This window comes from Rhodanobacter sp. IGA1.0, from assembly GCF_040208325.1.
GTDB lineage: Bacteria > Pseudomonadota > Gammaproteobacteria > Xanthomonadales > Rhodanobacteraceae > Rhodanobacter > Rhodanobacter spathiphylli.
Genome location: NZ_CP157948.1, coordinates 2,217,040 through 2,238,020, shown reverse-complemented (window position 1 = coordinate 2,238,020; position 20,981 = coordinate 2,217,040). Strand labels below are relative to the sequence as shown.

Sequence of the window (20,981 nt, the reverse complement as noted above, 5' to 3'; positions counted from 1 at the left end):
TCCACGTTATCTTCCACCGCAGCATCCATCCGGGGGAGAGTCGTCAGTGAGTGCAAAACCAGCTTCCATCAGCGCGCCACGCACCGAGTTGACCGTGCGTGGCCTGATCATCGGCATCGTGATCACCCTGGTGTTCACCGCGGCCAATGTGTTCTTCGGCCTCAAGGCCGGCCTGACCTTCGCCACCTCGATTCCGGCGGCGGTGATCTCGATGGCGATCCTGCGCAACTTCAGGAACTCGACGATCCAGGAAAACAACATCGTGCAGACGATCGCCTCGTCAGCAGGCACCTTGTCGGCGATCATCTTCGTGCTGCCCGGCCTGGTCATGGTCGGCTGGTGGACCGGCTTTCCGTTCTGGATCACCTTCGGCATCTGCGCCACCGGCGGCATCCTTGGCGTGATGTACACGATCCCGCTGCGCCGCGCGCTGGTCACCGATTCCAACCTGCCGTATCCCGAGGGCGTGGCCTGCGCCGAGGTGCTGAAGGTGGGCGGCGGCGACGATGCGGAATCCACCGCGGAGGAGGGCAGCAAGGCCGGCCTGCTCGCCGTGATGGGCGGTTCGGTGGTCTCGGCACTGTTCGCCATCGTGGTGGCCACCCGCGTGTTCGGCAGCAACGTGGCGCAGTATTTCCGCCTCGACGATCGCGGCTCGGCGACCGGCTACGACTTCAATCTTTCCTTCGCGCTGCTGGCAGTCGGGCATCTGGTCGGGCTGTGGGTCGGCCTTGCCATGTTGTTCGGCGCGGTGATCGCATGGGGCTGGGCGGTGCCGCATTACACCGGGCTGCTCGGTGCCACCGGTGCCGCGGCGGACGTGGCGCAGGCGGCGTGGAGCAGCAAGGTGCGCTTCATCGGCGCCGGCACGATCGGCGTGGCGGCGATCTGGACGCTGGCCAAGCTGGTCAAGCCGGTGATCGGCGGACTCGCCGCGGCGATGGCCTCGTCACGGGCGCGCAAGTCCGGCCAGGGCGCCAGCCTGCCCCGTACCGAGCTGGACATGCCGATCGGCATCGTCGGCCTGGTCAGCCTGCTGTGCCTGCTGCCGATCGCCTGGCTGCTGGGTGATTTCGCCGGCGATACCGGCCTGGGCGACCATCTGGGCCTGCTGCTGGCCGGCGGCCTGGTGTTCGTGGTGGTGATGGGTTTCCTGGTCTCGGCGGTGTGCGGCTACATGGCCGGCCTGATCGGTTCGTCGAACAGCCCGCTGTCGGGCGTGGGCATCCTGGTGGTGATCGTGGCGGCGCTGTTGCTGGTCGCCGGCGTGCAGTCGCAGCTGCCGGTCAGCGCGGGCAAGGGGCTGGTGGCGTTCGCGCTGTTCGCCACCTCGATCGTGTTTTCGGTGGCGACCATCGCCAACAACAACCTGCAGGACCTGAAGACCGGCCAGCTGGTCGACGCCACGCCGTGGAAGCAGCAGGTGGCGCTGGTCGCCGGCGTGCTGGTGGGCGCGGCGGTGATCCCGCCGGTGCTGGATCTGGTCAACCAGGCTTACGGTTTCGCCGGCATGCCGGGCGTCGACCCCGCGCGGGCGCTGGCCGCTCCCCAGGCCGGACTGATCTCCGCGCTGGCGCAGGGCGTGATCCAGGGCAACATCGACTGGAGCCTGATCATCCTGGGCGGCGCGATCGGCGTGGCGCTGATCATCATCGACGCGGTGCTGGGGCGCAGCAGCAAGTCCGCCTCGCTGCCGCCGCTGGCGGTGGGCCTGGGCATCTACCTGCCGACCTCGACCACGTTGATGGTGGTGGTCGGCGCGATCGTCGGCTGGTACTTCGACAAGCGCGCCGACCGTGCGCGTGACCCGGAGGCGACCAAGCAACTGGGCGTGCTGCTGGCCTCGGGCATGATCGTGGGCGAGAGCATCATCGGCGTGGTGATCGCCGCGATCGTGGTGTTCTCCGGCAAGGAGGCGCCGCTGGCCCTGGTCGGCAGCGGCTTCGCCAATGCGGCGATCTGGATCGGCGGCATCGCCTTCATCGCGGTCAACGTGGCGTTGTATCGCTGGGTCGCCCGACTGGGCCGTGCGCCGACGGCCGGTTGAGGGGGCTGTGGAGCGCGGGGCGGCACCCGGGTGCCGCCCCGTACAATGCCGCCATCGTTTTTGATGGTCGAGGGTTGACGTGACGGCTGCCGGAGTTTCCGCTGCCGCGCCGGATGCGGCGCTGGCGGCCCTGTTCGTGCCGTTCGAGTCCGGCGAGTTGTCCTTGCCGGCGGACGGTCGCGTGCTGTTCCTGCGCGCCCGCGCCGGCGTGCGGCTGCGCGAGATGGCGCAGCCGGGCTGGCTGTTCGAGCAGGGCTTTTTGCCGTTTGCCGACGAGCTGGCGCGCAACGGCCTGCGCGTGGGCGAGCCGGCGGCCGACGAGAAATTTTCGCTGGTGCTGCTGCTGCCACCGCGCCAGCGCGACGAAGCCCGTGCGCTGTTCGCCCGCGCGTTGCAGCACGTGGCGGCCGGCGGCGTGCTGCTGGCGGCGATGCCGAATGCCGAGGGCGCGAAGTCGGGCGAGGCGGACCTGGCGAAACTGGCCGGGCCCGTGCAGCACCAGTCCAAGCACAAGTGCCGGGTGTTCTGGAGCACGCTGTCTGCCGACACCGTGGACCGGGCCGTGCTGGCCGAGTGGCTGGCGCTGGATGCACCGCGCGAAATCATGGACGGCTACATCAGCCGCCCCGGCCTGTTCGCCTGGGATCGCATCGATCGCGCCTCGGCGCTGCTGGCCGCGCATCTGCCGGTGGATTTGCGCGGCAGCGTGGCCGATCTCGGCGGCGGCTACGGTTATCTTTCCACCCAGGTCATCGCGCGCTGCCCGCGAGTGCAGGCGATCGACCTGTACGAGGCCGAGGCGCGCGCGCTGGAGCCGGCGCGGCTCAACCTGACCCGGGCGAAACGCGAAGCCGGCAGGGAACTCGCGGTGGCGGTGTACTGGCATGACGTCACCCGGGGACTGGCGCAGCGCTACGACGCGATCGTCAGCAATCCGCCGTTCCACCAGGGCCGCGCCGACCTGCCCGAACTGGGCCGCGCCTTTATCGTCAGCGCGGCCGAGGCGCTGCAGCCGGACGGGCGCCTGTTGCTGGTGGCCAATCGGCATCTGCCCTACGAGGCCGTGCTGGCCTCGCGTTTTCATGAAGCGCGCACGCTGGTCGTGCAGGAAGGATTCAAGGTGATCGAAGCGGTGGGGGTGCGGGGATGAAACTGGTCAAGCTGATCGCCAACCTGGGTTATGGCAGCCGCAAGGATGTCACGGCGCTGTTCCGTTCCGGCCGCATCACCGATGCCGATGGCGAAGTGCTGTACGCCGACGACGTGGTGCCGTACGAGACCATCCGCGTCGACGACGAACCGCTCGATCCGCCGCCCGGCCTGGTGCTGATGCTGAACAAGCCGCTGGGCGTCACCTGCTCGCGCAAGGACCCGGGACGGGTGGTCTACGACCTGTTGCCGCCGCGCTACAGCGTGCGCTCGCCGGCGCTGTCCAGCGTGGGCCGGCTCGATCGGGACACCTCCGGCCTGCTGCTGTTCACCGACGACGGTGCGCTGCTGCACCGGATCATTTCGCCGAAGGCGCAGGTGACCAAGGTCTACGAGGCGACGCTGGCGCAGGATCTGCGCGGCGACGAAGGCGCGCTGTTCGCCAGCGGCAGCCTGATGCTGGAATCGGAGAAGGAGCCGCTGGCGCCGGCGAACCTTGAAGTGCTGGGCCCGCGCCATGCCCGGCTCAGCGTCACCGAGGGCCGCTACCACCAGGTGCGGCGGATGTTTGCCGCCACCGGCAACCATGTCGAGACCCTGCAACGGATCTCGGTGGGCAGGCTCGCGTTGGGCGAGCTGCCGCTGGGCGAATGGCGTGCGCTGGATGCCGACGAGGTCGCGCTGATCTTCGCGCCCTAGCGCCTACAGCATGTGCACCGCGGTGGGGATCGTGGCGCCGAACCACTTGTGCCGCTCGTCGCGGCAGCTGGGGCTGCCCATCGCGAACTTGCGGCAGATGCCCGGGCGTTCGTCGTAGATGGTGCAGCCCGACGTGTTCGGGTCGACCGCCGCGCACCAGCCGTCCTCGCCCTTGGCCAGGGTTTCCATGCCGTGTTCGTCGCGATCGATCAGCCAGGTGGGCACGCGGTCGTCGGGCATCAGCACCACGGTGAGGCGGCAGCACACGGCTTCGCAGGTGTTGCAGTGGACGCCGGGGTCGATGCTTTCGGCGTAACGGTCGAGGGGCTGTGCGCGGGAGGGATTCATGCGCCAGCTTGGCACTGCCGCGATGAACAGGATGTTGAGGCGGCGATCAGCCCGCCTTGTCCTTCCACAGCGCCTGCCAGCCATCCGCACCCAGCCGGCGCAGGGTTTCCAGGTTGCGCCGGTAGATCGCGTCGGTGTCGCTCATCTGTTCCATCGCGCGTTCGACGCTGGCTTCGCGCAACAGGTGCAGGGTGGGGAAGGGGGATCGGTTGCTGAAGTTCTCCACGTCGTCCGCGTCGCTGTCGGCGAACTGGTACTGCGGATGGAAGCTGGCCACCTGCCATTCGCCTTCCAGTCCCAGCGTCTGCACGGCTGCGTCGGCCACGTCGAGGAAGTCGTTGTAGTCGAGGAAATCGCCCAGCACGAACGGATGGATCAGCAGGCCGGTCTCGCATTCCTCCGGCGTCAGCGCGTTGAGCGACTGCAGCTCGCCGCAGAGGTCGTCCAGCAGCGCGTCGGTGTCGCGCGCCTGGCTCACCCGCATGCGCAGCTTGCCCTGGACGTGGGGCGCGCGGGCGAACGGACACAGGTTCAGCCCGATCACCGCCCGTTCCAGCCAGCGCGTGGTGGCCGCCAGGTAGGGCGCGTCCCCGGGCAGGGCGTCGGCGTTCAGCTCGTTGGCGGGGGACGGGATCATGCGATTTCCGGTTCGGGGACGAGCCCGACTATAGCCGTTGCGGGCGGGCCACCGGCACGGACTGGCTGCGGCGCGCAGATGACGTGCGATGATGTCCGACGCATTCCGGGCACGCGGCTTGCTTGGGTGAAGGTTTCCCTTCGCCGGCCACCGCTGAACGCGGCGTTGCCCGGTCGCATGGTTAGGATGGATTCGTGGATGGTTCGAGCGGCCGGATGACAGGTGCGACCCACCTGGTGCCCGGCGAAAAGCCGGAAGCTCCTCGCCCCGCCGTGGCGCGCGCCGCGGCGGCGACCGCGTGCGCGCCGCCGGCGAGTCGTTTCCGCGGACCGCAGCGCCGGCCCGATCCCCGGGCCAGGCCGGCCCCGCCCGTTCCGGCGCGGCATGCGCTGGTGCGTCGGCGCCGCGAATCGACGCCACGCGAAGTGCCGGACCGTCGTGGACGATGGACGGCAGCGTTCGCCGCCTGGCGTCACTTTGCGGCGCGCGGGTGGGCTTTCGCCTCCGCCTCCCTGCCACCGGCGCCACGCCACCTTGCGCCGGCACTGCTGGCCGCGGCGTGTCTTGCGGCAGTGATCGGCTTTGCCGGCGTGCGCTATCCCGGGCATGCGACGGCTCCCGCGACGGCGCCACCGGCGCCCGCAGCACCGACCCTGGTCACGGCCGTGCCGCCCAGGGTGGTGACCGCTCCGGCGGCGGCTCCGGCGATCCCGCCGTATGCCGCGGAACAGCGGACGCCTCCCGCGCCGTCCGCCGATCGCCTGCTCAGCGAAGTCAGCACGATGGACCTGATGATGCCGATCGCCGAGCCCGACCTGGACATCCGCTCGCGCCACAGCCTGTGGGCCCAGGTGGGCAAGACCTACGGCATCGACCCGCTGCTGCTGTACAGCGTGGCGCTGGTGGAGTCGAAGTCGCTGTATCCGGACGGCCGGGTGGCGCCGACGCCGTGGCTGTTCCGCGTCGACGACCATCTGGTGCGGGGCGATCGCCAGCACGTGCAACTGCAGATGGCCGCAGCCAGCCAGTTCGGTTCGGCGGTGCAGGACGTGGGCATCATGCAGGTCTATTACCCGATGCACCGCGACGCGGTGCGCGACCCGCTGACCCTGCTCGATCCGCGCACCAACATCACCGTCGGGGCAAAGATCCTGCGCGACGGCATGCGCCGCACCCGCGATCGGGTGATGGGTGTGGGCTATTACCACAGCCGCACGCCCAGCCTGGCCAGGGGTTACGGCACGGCCGTGCTGACCGTCTACGACCGGCTGAAGGCGCAGCATCGCAAGTCGGCCAGGCAGGGGCCGGTGGCGCGCTAGGTTCCTCCGGTCGCAGACGAGCGCCTTGCATCGCGGGGCGGTCGCCCGGATATAGGCAGCACCTCCCGCGGTCACCTCACGCATGTTCCAGCTGCACTTCGACAACGCCTTCGTCCGCGACCTGCCGGGTGATCCGCAGCAGGGTGCAGGGCTGCGCCAGGTCGAAGGCGCGCTGTATTCGCGGGTCGATCCCACGCCGGTGGCTGCGCCGCGGCTGCTGGCGCATTCGGCGGAGATGGCCGCCACGCTGGGCTTCAGTGAAGCCGAAGTCGGCGCGCCGGAGTTCGCGCAACTGTTCGGTGGCAACGCGCTGCTCGACGGCATGCAGCCGTATGCGGCGAACTACGGCGGCCACCAGTTCGGCCACTGGGCCGGGCAGCTGGGCGATGGCCGGGCGATCTCGCTGGGCGAAGTGATCAACGCGGCCGGCGAGCGTTGGGAACTGCAGCTGAAAGGCGCCGGACTGACGCCGTACTCGCGCGGCGCGGATGGCCGCGCGGTGCTGCGCTCGTCGGTGCGCGAATTCCTGTGCAGCGAGGCGATGCACCACCTGGGCGTGCCCACCACGCGGGCGCTGAGCCTGGTCGGCACCGGCGAGCCGGTGCTGCGCGACATGTTCTACGACGGCAACGCGGCCACCGAGCCGGGCGCCATCGTCTGCCGCGCGGCGCCTTCGTTCCTCCGCTTCGGCAACTTCGAACTGCCGGCATCGCGCGGCGACATCGGGTTGCTGCGGCAGTTGGTCGAGTTCACCATCCGCCGTGATTTCCCCCAACTGCAGGGGCAGGGCGAGGCGCTGTACGCGGAGTGGTTTGCCCAGGTCTGCGAGCGCACCGCCGCGATGGTGGCGCACTGGATGCGCGTGGGTTTCGTGCACGGCGTGATGAACACCGACAACATGTCGATCCTCGGCCTCACCATCGACTACGGTCCGTACGGCTGGATCGACAACTACGATCCGGACTGGACGCCGAACACCACCGACGCACAGCGTCGCCGCTACCGCTTCGGCCAGCAGCCGGACGTGGCCTGGTGGAACCTGAGCCGGCTGGCCGGCGCGCTGGCGCCGCTGTTCGCCGACGTGGCGCCGCTGCAGGCGGGGCTGGATCGCTACGCGGCCGCCCATGCCGCTGCCGATCGGGCGAATGTCGCCGCAAAACTCGGGTTCGCCGAATGCCGCGATGACGACGTGGCCCTGATGCAGTCGTTGCAGTCCCTGCTGCAGCAGGCCGAGATCGACATGACGCTGTGGTTTCGCGCACTCGCCGACGTCGATGTGTCGTCACCCACGCTGGCGCCATTCGCCGCGGCTTTCTACGACGAGGCGAAACGTCGCGCGGCCGCGCCGGCGCTCGACGACTGGCTGCGCCGCTACGCGGCGCGGCTGGCCGACGATCCGTTGCCGGCGGGACAGCGTCGAAAGCAGATGCGCCGGGCCAACCCCCGTTACGTGTTGCGCAATTACCTGGCGCAGCAGGCGATCGACCGGGCCGGGCAGGGCGACCTCGACGGCATCACCGAGCTGCTCGACGTGTTGCGCCACCCGTACGACGACCAGCCCGGCCGCGAGGCGTTCGCGCAGAGGCGTCCGGACTGGGCGCGGCACAAGGCCGGCTGCTCGATGCTGTCGTGCAGCTCCTGATCCGGAAAGCACGAAGGCCGGCGATGCCGGCCTTCGTGCTGGGAAAATGGTGCCCTCGAGACGATTCGAACGTCCGACCTGCCCCTTAGGAGGGGGCCGCTCTATCCAACTGAGCTACGAGGGCAGCGCCGGGATTTTCGCATGGATTGCGCGGTTCTGCTGCTCCCCCTGCGTGCAGGGGAGGGAGCAAGGCGGTTGCCCCTGCTAGAATGGCGAATTACCGATTTCATTCACGGTGCCGGCAGGCGCCGCATGTCCAGGAGACATCCATGTCCCATGCAATCCTCAGCGCGCTCGGCCTCGACGGCGAGCAGTCCGGCAGCTACCTCGGCCAGGGCGAGTGGTCGAAGACCACCGACGCCGGCGCGCTGCAGCCGGTGAATCCGGCCACCGGCGAAGTGCTCGGCACCGTGCATGCGTCCAGCGCCGCCGATTATGAAGTGATCGTCCAGCGCGCCCAGGCCGCGTTCAAGGTGTGGCGCACCACGCCTGCGCCGCAGCGTGGCGAAGCGGTGCGCCTGTGCGGCGAAGCGCTGCGCAAGCACAAGGACGCGCTCGGTTCGCTGGTGGCGCTGGAGATGGGCAAGATCAAGCCCGAGGGCGACGGCGAAGTGCAGGAGATGATCGATATCGCCGACTTCGCGGTGGGCCAGAGCCGCATGATGTACGGCTCGACCATGCATTCGGAGCGCCCCGGCCACCGCATGTACGACCAGTACCATCCGCTGGGCCTGGTCGGCATCATCAGCGCGTTCAACTTCCCGGTCGCGGTGTGGGCGTGGAACGCCATGCTGGCCACCATCGCCGGCGACATCTGCATCTGGAAGCCGTCGCCGAAGACGCCGCTGTCGGCGATCGCCACGATGAAGATCTGCAACGAGGCACTGAAGGACGCCGGCTTCCCCGACCTGTTCTTCCTGTTCAACGATGCCGGCAGCGACTTGGCGCAGGCCTTCGTCGACGACAAGCGCATCCCGCTGATCAGCTTCACCGGCTCGACCAAGGTCGGCCGCATGGTCGGCGAGCGCGTGGCGCAGCGCATGGGCCGCTCGCTGCTGGAGCTGGGCGGCAACAACGCGATCATCCTCGATGAAACCGCCGACCTGAAGCTGGCGATCCCGGGCATCGTGTTCGGCGCCGTCGGCACCGCCGGCCAGCGCTGCACCACCACGCGCCGCCTGTTCGTGCACGAGTCGATCTTCGACGGCGTGGTCGACACCCTGGTCAAGGCCTACCAGCAGGTCGAGGGCAAGATCGGCGACCCGACCCTGGCCACCACGCTGATGGGCCCGCTGAACAGCCAGGAAGCGGTGCAGGGTTACCTGAAGGCCGTGGAGAACGCCAAGGCCGCCGGCGGCACCGTGCGTACCGGCGGCAAGGCGCTGACCGATCGCAAGGGCAACTTCGTGCTGCCGACCATCGTCACCGGCGTGAAGAATTCCGACGACGTGGTGCAGACCGAGACGTTCGCGCCGATCCTCTACGTGATGCCGTTCAAGACGCTGGACGAAGCGATCGACATGCAGAACGACGTGCCGCAGGGCCTGTCCTCGTCGATCTTCACCAACAGCCTGCGCGCGGGCGAGCAGTTCCTGTCGGCGGCCGGTTCGGATTGCGGCATCGCCAACGTCAACATCGGCACCTCGGGTGCGGAGATCGGCGGCGCGTTCGGCGGCGAGAAGGAAACCGGCGGCGGCCGCGAGTCCGGTTCGGATGCGTGGAAGGTCTACATGCGCCGCCAGACCAACACCATCAACTACTCCGACGCGCTGCCGCTGGCGCAGGGCATCAAGTTCACGGTGTGACGAAAGTCGGCCACGGGCGTTCGCCGCCCGTGGCCGTCCGATGCATGAAGGCGTTGTGCCACCTCCCTCACGAGTGAGCGAACGATGAGCTATCAACCGTCTTATCGCCCGGGCAACACGACCAGTTCTCTGGCGGTGGTGAGCCTGGTGTTCGGCATCCTGACGTGGATCTTGCTGCCGTTCATCGGTGCGCTGGTGGCGATCGTCTGCGGTCACCTGGCGCGCGGCGAGATCCGCCGCAGCCCGATCGACAACCGCATGGACGGTGACGGCATGGCGGTGGCCGGGCTGGTGCTCGGCTACGTCCAGCTGGCCTTGTGCGTGCTGGGCATCTTCCTGCTGATGGCGGTGCTGATCTTCGGTTTCGCGTTTGCCGGCTGGCACTGACGGCGCATGCACAAGGCGCTGCCGGCTCCGTTCGATTTCCGCGGCTATCGCGTCGTCGTGGCTGGTGGCAGCCGTGGCATCGGGCGCAGCATCGCGCTGGGTTTTGCCGCCGCTGGCGCCGGGGTCTCCATCTGCGCCCGTGGCGCAACAGCTCTCGAAGAAACTCGCCAGGCGATGGCGGCCCACGGCGTGGTCGCCCACGCGCAAGGTTGCGACCTGGCCGACGCCTCGGCGATCGAAGCTTATGTGGCGAATGCCGCCGACGCGCTCGGCGGCATCGACGTGCTGGTCAACAACGCCAGCGGTTACGGCTTCGACGAAGGCGACGAGAGCTGGCTGGCCGGTTTCAACGTCGACCTGATGGCCGCGGTGCGCGCCTCGCGCGCGGCGTTGCCGCATCTCAAGGCGTCGGCCCACGGCTGCATCCTGCACACCAGCTCGATCGCGGCCTTCCGCCCGCGTGCGAACGGCGCAGCTTATGCCGCGATGAAGGCGGCGCTGAGCCAGTACACCACCTCGCAGGCGCTGGCGCTGGCCGGCGAGCGCATCCGCGTCAACGCGATCGCGCCGGGGTCGATCGCGTTCGCCGATGGCCTGTGGGAGCGGCGCCGGGTGGAGCAGCCGGAGTTGTACCGCGCCACGCTGGCGAAGATTCCGTTCGGCCGCTTCGGCACGCCGGAGGAAATCGCCCACGCCGCGCTGTTCCTCGCTTCGCCGTTCGCGGGCTGGATCACCGGCCAGACCCTGGTCGTCGACGGCGGGCAGATGCTCAGTGGCTGACTTCCAGTCCACCACTCGCTTCAGCGATCGCGTCGACGACTACGTGCGCTATCGCCCCGACTATCCCGTGGCGCTGCTCGACTGGCTGCAGCGCGAGCAGGGCGTGGACCGCCACTGGCACGTGGCCGACGTGGGTGCGGGCACCGGCATCTCCTCGAAGATGTTCCTCGATGCGGGTTACCGTGTGACGGCGGTGGAGCCGAATGCGCCGATGCGCGGTGCCGCCGAACAATGGCTGCGCAGGTACGACCGCTTCGATGCCGTCGACGGCCGCGCCGACGCCACCAAGCTGGCCGATGCCAGCGTGGATCTGGTCACCGTGGCGCAGGCATTCCACTGGTTCGACGAGGTGGCGGCACGGCGCGAATTCGCGCGCATCCTGCGGCCGCAAGGGCTGGTGGCGATCTGGTGGAATTCGCGCCGGCTCACCGGCACGCGCTTCCTCGAGGGCTACGAGGCCTTGCTGCTGCGCTTCGGCACCGACTACACCAGCGTGGCCGAGCGTTACGCCGACGATGCACACATGCGCGTCTGGTTCGGCGCCGGCTACCGCGGCAGCGCCAGTTTCGGGCACGGCCAGCGGCTGGATTTCGACGCGCTGCGCGGGCGTTTGATGTCGTCCTCGTATGCGCCGCAGGCGGGACATCCGCAGCATGAACCGATGCTGCAGGCGCTGCGCGAACTGTTCGACAACTGCGCCGAAGACGGCACGGTAAGCTTCGATTACGACACCCGCATCTTCGCGGGCCAACCGGTCTGATCCATGTACGACATCCTGCGCCCGCTGCTGTTCCAGCTCGACGCCGAGAAGGCACATCACCTCACGCTGTACGGGTTGGGCGTGGCCCAGCGCAGCGGCTTCGCCCGCTGGATCGCCAGGCCGCCGGCGGACCTGCCTACCACGGTGTTCGGCATCACCTTTCCGAACCCGGTCGGCCTGGCGGCCGGCCTGGACAAGAACGCCGAATACCTGGACGCACTCGATGCGCTGGGATTCGGCTTCATCGAAGTCGGCACGGTCACGCCGCTGCCCCAGCCGGGCAACGACAAGCCCCGCATGTTCCGCCTGCCGCGGCACGAGGCGATCATCAACCGGCTCGGCTTCAACAATGGCGGCGTCGATGCGCTGGTACGCAACGTGCGGCAGTCCAGCTACCACGGCGTGCTCGGCATCAACATCGGCAAGAACAAGGACACGCCGAACGAGAAGGCGGTCAACGATTACCTGACCTGCCTGCACAAGGTCCACGAGCACGCCAGCTACGTCACGGTGAACATCTCCTCGCCGAACACGGCCGGACTGCGCGACCTGCAGCAGGAAGCCACGCTGTACAAGTTCATTTCCGTGCTGCGGGCCGCGCAGGAGCGGCTGGGCTCGCAGGCCGGCAAGCGCAAGCCGATGCTGCTGAAGATCGCGCCGGATCTTTCCGAAGCCGAGCTGGACGCCATCGCCGAGGTGCTGCTGCGCACCGGCATCGACGGGGTGATCTGCAGCAACACCACGATCGATCACGAGTCGGTGGCGGACGACCCGCGCGGCGGCGAGGCGGGCGGCCTGTCCGGCAAGCCGCTGTTCGCGCGTTCCACCGCGGTGCTGGCCGGCATGCACAAGCGCCTGCAGGGTCGCGTTCCGCTGATTGGCGTGGGCGGCATCCTCGAAGGCAGCGACGCGGCCGAGAAACTCGACGCCGGTGCCTCGCTGGTGCAGGTCTACTCGGGCCTGGTCTATCGTGGCCCGCACCTGGTCGGCGAATGCGTCAACGAAATCCGTCGCCAGCGCGAGGCCACCCATGCCGTCTGAGCGCACTGACATGGGTGGTTACACGCTGATCGAAAACGCCTCGCTGGCGACCCGCAACACGCTGCGCGTCGATGCGCGCGCCACGTTGCTGGCGGAAATCCACGACGCCAGCAAGCTGCCCGAACTGCTCGACTTTCCCGCCGTGCGCAACGGCCGCCTGCTGGTGCTGGGCGAGGGCAGCAACCTGCTGTTCACCGGCGACTTCGACGGCACCGTGCTGGCGATGGAAACCCGCGGCGTGCAGGTGGAAAGCGACGGCGACAGCGCACGCATCGCGGTGGCCGCGGGCGAACGCTGGGACGACTTCGTGCGCTGGACGCTGGGCCAGGGCTACGCCGGCCTGGAAAACCTGATCCTGATCCCCGGCACCGTGGGCGCTGCGCCGATCCAGAACATCGGCGCCTACGGCTGCGAAGTGGCCGAATTCGTCGAAAGTGTGGAGGCGTGGGATACCCGCGAGCACCGCGTGGTGACGCTGGACCACGCCACCTGCGCATTCGCCTACCGCGACTCGCTGTTCAAGCACGAGCCCGGCCGCTACATCGTCACTGCCGTGCGCTTCGTGCTGCCGCGCAGTCGACCGCTGCGCACCGACTACGCCGGCATCGACGAGCAGCTGGCGCGGATGGGTGTCGACAAGCCCGCGCCCTTCCACGTGGCCGAAGCCGTCGTGCACCTGCGCACGAAGAAGCTGCCCGATCCGGCGGTGATCGGCAACGCCGGCAGCTTCTTCAAGAACCCCATCGTCGACGCCGCGCTGGCCGATGCGCTGAAGCGCGAGCATCCCGAACTGGCCGCCTGGCCGCAGGCCGACGGCCGCTGCAAGCTCTCCGCCGCGTGGCTGATCGAAGCCGCCGGCTTCAAGGGTTTCCGCGAAGGCGATGCCGGCGTCTCGAACCGGCACGCGCTGGTGCTGGTCAACCACGGCCACGCCACCGGACCCCAACTGTGGGCGCTGGCGCAGCAGGTGATGCACGGCGTGCACGCCAGGTTCGGCGTGCAACTGGAACCCGAGCCGGTGGTGATCGGCACGCGCTGAGCTTCTATATTGGCGCGGAGCGCCTGATGCTCCCTGGTGCATGCAGAGCTGAACTTTCGCCTGCTTCCGGCGGCCGAGCTACCTTTCGTAGGGCGGCAACGTCCGCCGGTGTTCCCGCGGTCCTACGTCGCGTAGCTGTTCTCATGGAAGCGCACCCTGTGCGCGATGTTCTTGCTTTGCCTGTGGCATCAGAGCGAAAAGCTTTCGTCTGCCTGCGGCAGCCGAGCCACCTTTCTCTGTTTGGCCAGAGAAACGTGGCCCAAAGAGAGGCCACCCCGCTTCCGCGCCTTGCGGACATCCTGTCCGCAAGGTTCGCGAGTCGGTGCCGGGCTTTTCGACAGGGCATCCTGCCCTGGCGAAAAGGAGCCGACATCCCTGTCGGCTCCCGCTACGCGGCCTGTCGCCCCCACCTCGCCGCTGCAGAGGGGCCCCGGGTAGAGCAGCGGGCCATCGTGGCCCGCACTTTTCAGAAGAGCCGGATCAAGAGCAGAGCTGCGGCGACCCGGAGCTTTTGCTTCGGCTCTGGCTTTTTGTTTTTGCTTTTCAGCTTCATCACCGAGTGCGCGCTGGGAGCGCGCTGCTCTACCGGGGCCCCTATGGCGCGGCGGGCGGGCGGAGGAAAGGCCCCGCAGGGGTGGCTCGCAGGGATGCGAGCCAGTTCGACGTCAGTCCATGGATGGACTGTCGGCGAACCCCCGGAGCCCGCCCGCGCATCTGGAGGGCAGGATGCCCGGAAGGCGCGCCATCGGGGTGGCCTTTCTCTTGGGTCACTTTCTCTTTGGCCACTCAAAGAGAAAGTGACTCGGTCGCCGAAGGCGATCGACCGCTCTGCAATTGAATTCAGTTCTTCCGCTTTGAGCCAAAGCGCCCCGCGCGCATCAATCGCGAACCCGCTTCTCGATATTCGGCAGAAACACCGTGATCAGCCCCATCAGCGGCAGATACGCGCACAGGCCATAGACGTATTCGATGCCGTGCGCGTCGGCCAGGCCGCCGAGCACCGCGGCGCCGATGCCGCCCATGCCGAAGGCGAAGCCGAAGAACAGTCCCGAGATCATGCCGACGCGCCCGGGGATCAGTTCCTGCGCGTAGACCAGGATCGCCGAGAACGCCGAAGCCAGGATCAGGCCGATCACCACGGTGAGCACGCCCGTCCACATCAGGTTCGCATGGGGCAGCAGCAGGGTGAACGGTGCCACGCCAAGGATCGACACCCAGATCACCCACTTGCGCCCCACCCGATCACCCACCGGTCCGCCGATCAGCGAGCCGGCGGCGACGGCGAACAGGAACACGAACAGATGCACCTGGGCGCTCTGCACCGACACGCCGAACTTGTGGATCAGGTAGAAGGTGTAATAGCTGCTGAGGCTGGCCAGGTAGAAATACTTGGAGAAGATCAGCAGTCCCAGGATGGCCAGCGCGCCGATGACCTGGTTGCGCGACAGGGCGACCACGTCCAGATGCCGCGAGGGCGACTTGCTGCGTGCCACGTGATGGCGGCCATACCAGCGCCCCACCTGCAGCAGTACCACGATGGCCAGCAGGGCGGCCAGCGAGAACCACGCCACGCTGCCACGCCCGTGCGGCACGATGATCCACGCCGCCAGCAGCGGACCCAGCGACGAGCCGGTGTTGCCGCCGACCTGGAACAACGACTGCGCCAGTCCGTGCCGGCCGCCCGAGGCCATTCGGGCCACCCGCGACGATTCCGGATGGAATACCGACGAGCCGGTGCCGACCAGGGCCACGGCCAGCAGCAGCACGGGGAAATTCGGCGCGACCGCCAGCAACAGCAGGCCGCACAGGGTGAAGCCCATGCCGGCCGGCAGCGAATACGGCATCGGTCGCCTGTCGGTGACCATGCCGACCAGCGGCTGCAGCAGCGAGGCGGTGAGCTGGAAGGTCAGGGTGATCAGGCCGACCTGGGCGAAGCTGAGATGGAAGCTGCCCTTCAACAACGGATAGATCGCCAGGATCAGCGACTGGATCATGTCGTTGAGCATGTGCGCGAAGCTGATCCCGCCCAGCACGGCGAACTGGGTGGGTTCGCTGGCGGGGATGGAAGTCGGGGATGCGGGGATCGCGGAAGGGGAGAGCGGGGCGCTTTCGACGCGGGTCTGCATGGGCGGTGTTTGACTGGGTGGGGTACGACGCGGGGAGGCCTACCTTAGGACAGCGGCGGCGAACCCGCATGTGCCGGGGGGTACCGTGCCGCGTGGCTGTCATCTTCCCGTCAGGCGTGCGCGGCAGACTGAGCCGGGGATGACCCGTCGCGGCCGTCGTCACCCGGGACTCGCCCCCGCCGCGCTACGATGTCCCGACGTATTCCTGCATGAGCCAAGCCGGTGTCACCATGAACAGCCGCCTGATCCACGAGAGCTCGCCGCCCGGCACCGCGACGCCGGCCGCCAACGATGCCTCGACGGCGATCGCGCCGGCGGTGGACCTCGGCGATCCGCGGCTGTTCATCCACCGCGAGTTGTCGCAGCTGCAGTTCAACATCCGCGTGCTGGACCAGGCGCTGGACGAGCGCACGCCGCTGCTCGAACGGCTGAAATTCCTGCTGATCTTCTCGCGCAACATGGACGAGTTCTTCGAGATCCGGGTGGCCGGCCTGAAGGGTCAGGTGGCGCTGGACCACGAGCTGATCGGTCCGGACGGCATTCCACCGAAGCGTGCGCTGGCGCTGATCAGCGAGATTGCGCACCGGCAGATCGAGCGGCAGTACGCGATCCTCAACGAGCGCATCCTGCCGGAGCTGGCTGCGCAGGGCATCCGCATCGTGCGGCGCCAGCAGTGGACGCAGAAGCAGAAGCTGTGGGTGCGCCGCCATTTCCGGGCGGAGGTGGCGCCGCTGGTGACGCCGATCGGGCTGGACCCGACCCATCCATTCCCGCTGCTGGTCAACAAGAGCCTCAACTTCATCGTGCGGCTGGACGGTGTCGATGCGTTCGGCCGCGACTCCGGCCTGGCCGTGGTGCCGGCGCCGCGCGTGTTGCCACGGCTGATCCAGATGCCGGCCGACATCTGCGAGGGCGGCGACAACTACGTGCTGCTGTCCTCGATCATCCATGCCCACGTGGACGAGCTGTTCCCGGGCATGGACGTGCTCGGCTGCTACCAGTTCCGGCTGACCCGCAACGCCGACCTCACGCTGGACCCGGAAGACGTCGAGGACCTGGCGCTGGCCTTGCGCGGCGAACTCTATTCGCGCCGCTTCGGCGACGCGGTGCGGCTGGAGGTGGCCGACAACTGTCCCAGGGACCTGGCCGAGCACCTGCTCAGGCAATTCGGCCTGGCCGAGTCGGAGCTCTACGAAGTGAATGGCCCGGTGAACCTGGCCCGCCTGTTCCGCATCGCCAGCCACGTGAACTACCCGCGCCTGCAGTACCCGCCATTCACGCCGGCACTGCCGAAGGAATTGCGCCACACCGAGGACCTGTTCCAGGTGATCGGTCGCCAGGACGTGCTGTTGCTGCACCCGTACGAGTCGTTCGCGCCGGTGGTGGACCTGCTGCGCCAGGCCTCGACCGACCCGCAGGTGCTGACGATCAAGCAGACGCTGTACCGCACCAACGCGAATTCCGAGATCGTCGACGCGCTGGTCGACGCGGCGCGCGCGGGCAAGGAAGTCACCGCCGTGGTCGAGCTGCGCGCGCGCTTCGATGAGGAGTCGAACCTGAGCCTGGCCTCGCGCCTGCAGCAGGCCGGCGCGATGGTGATCTACGGCGTGGTCGGCATCAAGACGCATGCGAAGATGATGCTGATCCAGCGCCGCGAAGGCAGCGAACTGGTGCGCTATGCCCACCTGGGCACCGGCAACTACCACAGCGGCAACGCGCGCCTGTACACCGACTACAGCCTGCTCACTTCCGATGAGGCCCTGTGCGAGGACGTGCACAAGCTGTTCAGCGAGCTGACCGGCATGGGTACCGTGCTGCACATGAAGAAGCTGCTGCATGCGCCTTTCACGCTGAAGCCCCGGTTGCTGGAAATGATCGCCGGCGAAGCGGCGCACGCCGCGGCGGGCCGGCCGGCGCGGATCATCCTCAAGCTCAATGCGCTGACCGAGCCGAACGTCATCCGGGCGCTGTACCAGGCCAGCATCGCCGGCGTGCAGGTCGACCTGATCGTGCGCGGCATCTGCAGCCTGCGGCCGGGCATCGAGGGCGTGTCGGAGAATATCCGGGTGCGTTCGATCATCGGCCGCTTCCTCGAACACAGCCGCGTGTACTGGTTTGCCAACGACGGCGAGCCGCGTCTGTATCTCTCCAGCGCGGACCTGATGGAGCGCAACCTCGATCGCCGCGTGGAGACGGCGTTCCCGATCGAGGGCAAGCGGATGCAGCAACGCATCCACGAGGCACTGCAGCTGTGCCTGGCCGACAACGTGGGCGCCTCCCTGTTGCAGGCCGACGGTGAATACCTGCGCCCGCCGCCGGCCGCGGGCGAGCCGGTGCACGACATGCAGGCCGAGCTGCTGGAGCGGATCTGCGGCGCCACCACCGGCCATTGATGCCGCCACCCGGCTGTCCACCGTTTCCGTTGCAGCGCGTTGCAGCAGGTGTTTCGCCCTCGACCTGCCGCGGAGTACGTGATGTACCTACTGCCTTCCCGATGGATGCCCGCCGTCGCCACCTTGGTGCTGGCCCTGCTGATCAGCCCGTCGGCCACGGCCGGCAACCTGCGTGATGCGCTGATGCAACGACACGCGACGGCCGGGGCGTCCGTCCCGATCGCGCTGCCGGCAGGCACCCGCGTGATCCGCGACGTGGCCTACGGCAGCGACCCGCGCCAGCGCTTCGACGTCTACGCGCCGGAACATGCGCGGCACGCGCCGGTGATCGTGCTGGTGCACGGCGGCGGCTGGCGGTGGGGCGACAAGGCGATGGCGAACGTGGTGGCGAACAAGCTCGCGCGCTGGTTGCCGCGCGGCTTCATCGTCATCTCGGTGAATTACCGCATGCGCCCGGATACCGCACCGCTTGAGCAGGCCGCGGACGTGGCCCGTGCACTGGCCAGCGCGCAACGACAGGCACCCCGGTGGGGCGGCGATGCGCAGCGCTTCATCCTGATGGGCCATTCCGCCGGTGCCCACCTGGTCGCCCTGGTCGGCGCCGAACCCGGGCTGGCAAGGGCGCAGGGGGCGCAACCCTGGCTGGGCACGATATCCCTGGATGGCGGCAGCCTGGACGTGGTGCAGACCATGCAGTCGCGCCATCTTCCATTGTTCGACCAGGCGTTCGGCGCCGATCCCGCCGAGTGGCGCGCCGCGTCGCCCCTGCAGCGCCTGCACGGCCGCATCGCGCCGTTCCTTGCCGTGTGCTCCAGCCGGCGGGCCGATTCGTGCGCGCAGTCGCACGCCTTCGTCTACAAGGCGCGTTCGTTCGGCAGCCACGCCAGCGTGCTGGAAGAAGACTTGTCCCATGGCGAGATCAACCGCGAACTGGGCCTGCCTTCGGACTACACGCTGGCCGTCGAGAGCTTCATGGCCACGCTCGACCCCGCGGTCGCTCGTTTGCTGGACGACCGCGCCGCACGCGTCGCCGCGTTGCCGGTGATCATCCGCTGAGTGCCCGGGACGCCGGAGTACGATGCATCGGCACGCGATGAAAACACCGGGGCTGCCTTGAACGCATCGACACTGTGGTGGGGTTTGCTGTTCGGCTCGATCGGGCTGGGCTTCTTCGTCTACGGCAGAAAGCAGCGGGCCATCGTGCCGCTGCTCTGCGGCATCGCCCTGATGGTGTTTCCGTATCTCGTCAGCGGCACCGCTTGGCTTATCGCGGTCGGCGTGGCGCTGATCGCGATTCCGCGGTTCGTCAGCCTGTGAAGTGGACGCACAAGAAAAAGCCCGCGGAAACCGCGGGCTTTTTGGCGAATCCGTGGTGGAGCGGATGGGGATCGAACCCACGACCTCCACGATGCGAACGTGGCGCTCTCCCAGCTGAGCTACCGCCCCACGGAAGCCGCGAATATTAGCAGCGTGGGTGGGGTTCGCCAAGACCCCGGTTGATGGGCGGCCAGGCGGGGCGATCCATCGAGCCGTGCCAGGCGGGTTTTGCGCAGGCGGGTGGGCACCTTCGACTTCGGCGCTGTGCGCCGGCGCCCAGGGCCAACGGCAACAAGGGCACGTGGTGCTCAGCCCGGCAGCAGTCCTGGCAGGTCGTCGTGCAGTACCTCGCGGCGCCAGCCTTCGAGGAAGTCCGGCCATTCGGCGGTGACCACGTATTCCTCCAGCACCTTGCGTGGACACAGCAGGCCGGGCGGCAGGTCGAGTTCGCCGGCGCGGGTGTCGACCAGCTGCTTCATCTCGCCCAGCGCCTTCTTCGCCGCGCCCTGCGGGTGGGCCGGGATTTTTGCGGTCGCGGCGATTTCCTCGGCGCTGACGGTGGGCGCAATCAGTTCGAACAGTTCGCTGCGTTGCGCCGAGCGCAGGGCGCGCTGGCCGCGGCTGCGCTGTTCCAGGTCCGCCAGATGGGTCGGCGGCAACTCGGCCAGGTTCAGCGCGAGGTTGTCGTCGAGCAGCCAGGGGCGCGGCACGTCGAGTCGACGCGCGCTGCGGTCGCGCCACAGCAGCAGGCGGCGCAGCAGGGCCTGCCGCTCGGGCGACCATTCGGCGGCGCCACGCAGCGCGCGCTGCGGCTGCGGGTCACCGTCACGATGGCTGGCGCGCTGCTTCAGGCGGGCGCAGTCCTCGGCGTGCCACGCGCTGCGGTCACGCTGGCGCAGGCGTTCGTTCAATTGTTCGTGGATGGTTTTCAGGTAGACCACGTCCAGCGCGGCATAGCTGCGCTGCGACGCGGTCAGCGGACGCTGCAGCCAGTCCGAGCGCGTCTCGCCCTTGTCCAGTTCGTCGCCGGCCAGTTCGGCCACCAGCGCCCGATAGCTGATGCCCAGGCCCATGCCGACAAAGGCGGCGGCGATCTGCGTGTCGAACAGGGTGCGCGGGCCATCGGGCAGCAACGGCGAGAGGGTTTCCAGATCCTCGCTGGCACTGTGCATGATGGTGACGGCCGGATCGGCGCCCAGCAGCGGCTGCAAGGCCGCGCCGATGTCGAAGGCCAGCGGGTCGACCAGGGCGTAGCGGCCATTCCAGCCCAGCTGCAGCAGGGCCAGCTGCGGGTAGAACGTATTGCGCCGCATGAATTCGGTGTCCAGGCCCACGGCGGCGTGTGCCGGTATCGCGGCCAGCCATGCCTGCAGCGCGTCGAGCGTGTCGATCCAGTCGGCGGCAGGGGTTTCAGGCAATGACATCGGTACTCCTTGGAAGACGGCGCAGTGACTCGCGCGGATTGCCCTGTCGGCGGTTTGTGCCTATGGTG

The 20,981-nt window shown here is 68.4% G+C and carries 18 protein-coding genes and 2 tRNA genes; 14 read left to right on the top strand and 6 right to left on the bottom strand.

Annotation, left to right across the window (positions count from 1 at the left end; translation table 11 throughout):
• Positions 1-46 precede the first annotated feature (46 nt).
• From ABNK63_RS10110 to ABNK63_RS10100, 3 genes are all read left to right on the top strand, one after another.
• Positions 47-2,047 (top strand): oligopeptide transporter, OPT family, encoded by a 2,001-nt coding sequence (locus ABNK63_RS10110; protein ID WP_007805863.1) that lies wholly within the window; start codon positions 47-49, stop codon positions 2,045-2,047.
• A gap of 79 nt (positions 2,048-2,126) precedes the next feature.
• Positions 2,127-3,197, top strand: coding sequence for a methyltransferase (locus tag ABNK63_RS10105; protein WP_350015537.1), 1,071 nt, complete (start codon positions 2,127-2,129; stop codon positions 3,195-3,197).
• Positions 3,194-3,895 (top strand): pseudouridine synthase, encoded by a 702-nt coding sequence (locus ABNK63_RS10100; protein WP_007805859.1) that lies wholly within the window; start codon positions 3,194-3,196, stop codon positions 3,893-3,895. The genes ABNK63_RS10105 and ABNK63_RS10100 overlap by 4 nt, the downstream gene beginning before the upstream one ends.
• Positions 3,896-3,898: 3 nt before the next feature.
• On the opposite strand, the gene ABNK63_RS10095 is transcribed toward ABNK63_RS10100, so the two are convergent.
• Positions 3,899-4,243: a YkgJ family cysteine cluster protein gene (locus ABNK63_RS10095; protein WP_007805856.1), complete on the bottom strand. Its 345-nt coding sequence runs from the start codon at positions 4,241-4,243 to the stop codon at positions 3,899-3,901.
• 46 nt (positions 4,244-4,289) lie between these two features.
• Complete coding sequence (locus tag ABNK63_RS10090; protein ID WP_350015536.1) at positions 4,290-4,880, bottom strand: DUF1415 domain-containing protein; 591 nt, start codon at positions 4,878-4,880, stop codon at positions 4,290-4,292.
• Between the two features lie 572 nt (positions 4,881-5,452).
• Here ABNK63_RS10090 and ABNK63_RS10085 point away from each other — a divergent pair.
• Together ABNK63_RS10085 and ABNK63_RS10080 are read left to right on the top strand one after the other, a co-directional pair.
• Complete coding sequence (locus tag ABNK63_RS10085) at positions 5,453-6,199, top strand: lytic transglycosylase domain-containing protein (protein WP_350015535.1); 747 nt, start codon at positions 5,453-5,455, stop codon at positions 6,197-6,199.
• Positions 6,200-6,281: 82 nt separating this feature from the next.
• A complete protein-coding gene (locus ABNK63_RS10080) occupies positions 6,282-7,841 on the top strand; it encodes a protein adenylyltransferase SelO (RefSeq protein ID WP_350015534.1) in 1,560 nt (519 codons plus the stop codon).
• A 47-nt stretch (positions 7,842-7,888) separates the two neighbouring features.
• Here ABNK63_RS10080 and ABNK63_RS10075 read toward each other — a convergent pair.
• Positions 7,889-7,965, bottom strand: a tRNA-Arg gene (locus ABNK63_RS10075).
• Positions 7,966-8,110: 145 nt separating this feature from the next.
• On the opposite strand from ABNK63_RS10075, the gene ABNK63_RS10070 reads away from it, so the two are divergent.
• The 6 genes from ABNK63_RS10070 to murB all read left to right on the top strand — a co-directional run bounded on the left by ABNK63_RS10070 (position 8,111) and on the right by murB (position 13,653).
• The gene (locus tag ABNK63_RS10070; RefSeq protein ID WP_007805846.1) at positions 8,111-9,646 is read left to right on the top strand and encodes an aldehyde dehydrogenase family protein; all 1,536 of its coding nucleotides are present in this window, start codon (positions 8,111-8,113) and stop codon (positions 9,644-9,646) included.
• 84 nt (positions 9,647-9,730) lie between these two features.
• Positions 9,731-10,033, top strand: a complete 303-nt coding sequence (locus ABNK63_RS10065) for a DUF4190 domain-containing protein (protein WP_007805844.1) — start codon at positions 9,731-9,733, stop codon at positions 10,031-10,033.
• Between the two features lie 6 nt (positions 10,034-10,039).
• Positions 10,040-10,813 (top strand): SDR family oxidoreductase, encoded by a 774-nt coding sequence (locus ABNK63_RS10060; RefSeq protein ID WP_350015533.1) that lies wholly within the window; start codon positions 10,040-10,042, stop codon positions 10,811-10,813.
• Positions 10,806-11,573 carry a class I SAM-dependent methyltransferase gene (locus tag ABNK63_RS10055; RefSeq protein WP_350015532.1) on the top strand — a complete coding sequence of 256 codons (768 nt, stop codon included), beginning with the start codon at positions 10,806-10,808 and terminating at the stop codon, positions 11,571-11,573. The genes ABNK63_RS10060 and ABNK63_RS10055 overlap by 8 nt, the downstream gene beginning before the upstream one ends.
• A gap of 3 nt (positions 11,574-11,576) precedes the next feature.
• Positions 11,577-12,614: a quinone-dependent dihydroorotate dehydrogenase gene (locus ABNK63_RS10050; protein WP_007805838.1), complete on the top strand. Its 1,038-nt coding sequence runs from the start codon at positions 11,577-11,579 to the stop codon at positions 12,612-12,614.
• A gap of 10 nt (positions 12,615-12,624) precedes the next feature.
• Positions 12,625-13,653: a UDP-N-acetylmuramate dehydrogenase gene (gene murB, locus ABNK63_RS10045; protein WP_350017210.1), complete on the top strand. Its 1,029-nt coding sequence runs from the start codon at positions 12,625-12,627 to the stop codon at positions 13,651-13,653.
• A gap of 878 nt (positions 13,654-14,531) precedes the next feature.
• On the opposite strand, the gene ABNK63_RS10040 is transcribed toward murB, so the two are convergent.
• Complete coding sequence (locus ABNK63_RS10040) at positions 14,532-15,779, bottom strand: MFS transporter (protein ID WP_350015531.1); 1,248 nt, start codon at positions 15,777-15,779, stop codon at positions 14,532-14,534.
• Between the two features lie 230 nt (positions 15,780-16,009).
• On the opposite strand from ABNK63_RS10040, the gene ppk1 reads away from it, so the two are divergent.
• The 3 genes from ppk1 to ABNK63_RS10025 all read left to right on the top strand — a co-directional run bounded on the left by ppk1 (position 16,010) and on the right by ABNK63_RS10025 (position 19,489).
• The gene (ppk1, locus tag ABNK63_RS10035) at positions 16,010-18,172 is read left to right on the top strand and encodes a polyphosphate kinase 1 (protein WP_350017209.1); all 2,163 of its coding nucleotides are present in this window, start codon (positions 16,010-16,012) and stop codon (positions 18,170-18,172) included.
• Between the two features lie 81 nt (positions 18,173-18,253).
• Complete coding sequence (locus ABNK63_RS10030; protein WP_350015530.1) at positions 18,254-19,228, top strand: alpha/beta hydrolase; 975 nt, start codon at positions 18,254-18,256, stop codon at positions 19,226-19,228.
• Positions 19,229-19,285: 57 nt separating this feature from the next.
• A complete protein-coding gene (locus ABNK63_RS10025; protein ID WP_350015529.1) occupies positions 19,286-19,489 on the top strand; it encodes a hypothetical protein in 204 nt (67 codons plus the stop codon).
• 53 nt (positions 19,490-19,542) lie between these two features.
• Here ABNK63_RS10025 and ABNK63_RS10020 read toward each other — a convergent pair.
• A tRNA-Ala gene (locus ABNK63_RS10020) sits at positions 19,543-19,618 on the bottom strand.
• A gap of 179 nt (positions 19,619-19,797) precedes the next feature.
• Positions 19,798-20,913 carry a ribonuclease D gene (gene rnd / locus ABNK63_RS10015; RefSeq protein WP_007808098.1) on the bottom strand — a complete coding sequence of 372 codons (1,116 nt, stop codon included), beginning with the start codon at positions 20,911-20,913 and terminating at the stop codon, positions 19,798-19,800.
• Positions 20,914-20,981: the final 68 nt, after the last annotated feature.

Bases quoted from the DNA above. Each gene is read 5' to 3' on its own strand.
- ABNK63_RS10030 (WP_350015530.1), top strand. From the start codon at position 18,254: ATGTACCTACTGCCTTCCCGATGGATGCCCGCCGTCGCCACCTTGGTG.
- murB (WP_350017210.1), top strand. From the start codon at position 12,625: ATGGGTGGTTACACGCTGATCGAAAACGCCTCGCTGGCGACCCGCAAC.
- ABNK63_RS10060 (WP_350015533.1), top strand. From the start codon at position 10,040: ATGCACAAGGCGCTGCCGGCTCCGTTCGATTTCCGCGGCTATCGCGTC.
- ABNK63_RS10080 (WP_350015534.1), top strand. From the start codon at position 6,282: ATGTTCCAGCTGCACTTCGACAACGCCTTCGTCCGCGACCTGCCGGGT.
- ABNK63_RS10095 (WP_007805856.1), bottom strand. From the start codon at position 4,243: ATGAATCCCTCCCGCGCACAGCCCCTCGACCGTTACGCCGAAAGCATC.
- ABNK63_RS10050 (WP_007805838.1), top strand. From the start codon at position 11,577: ATGTACGACATCCTGCGCCCGCTGCTGTTCCAGCTCGACGCCGAGAAG.
- ABNK63_RS10090 (WP_350015536.1), bottom strand. From the start codon at position 4,880: ATGATCCCGTCCCCCGCCAACGAGCTGAACGCCGACGCCCTGCCCGGG.
- ABNK63_RS10100 (WP_007805859.1), top strand. From the start codon at position 3,194: ATGAAACTGGTCAAGCTGATCGCCAACCTGGGTTATGGCAGCCGCAAG.
- rnd (WP_007808098.1), bottom strand. From the start codon at position 20,913: ATGTCATTGCCTGAAACCCCTGCCGCCGACTGGATCGACACGCTCGAC.
- ABNK63_RS10065 (WP_007805844.1), top strand. From the start codon at position 9,731: ATGAGCTATCAACCGTCTTATCGCCCGGGCAACACGACCAGTTCTCTG.
- ABNK63_RS10040 (WP_350015531.1), bottom strand. From the start codon at position 15,779: ATGCAGACCCGCGTCGAAAGCGCCCCGCTCTCCCCTTCCGCGATCCCC.
- ppk1 (WP_350017209.1), top strand. From the start codon at position 16,010: ATGAACAGCCGCCTGATCCACGAGAGCTCGCCGCCCGGCACCGCGACG.
- ABNK63_RS10070 (WP_007805846.1), top strand. From the start codon at position 8,111: ATGTCCCATGCAATCCTCAGCGCGCTCGGCCTCGACGGCGAGCAGTCC.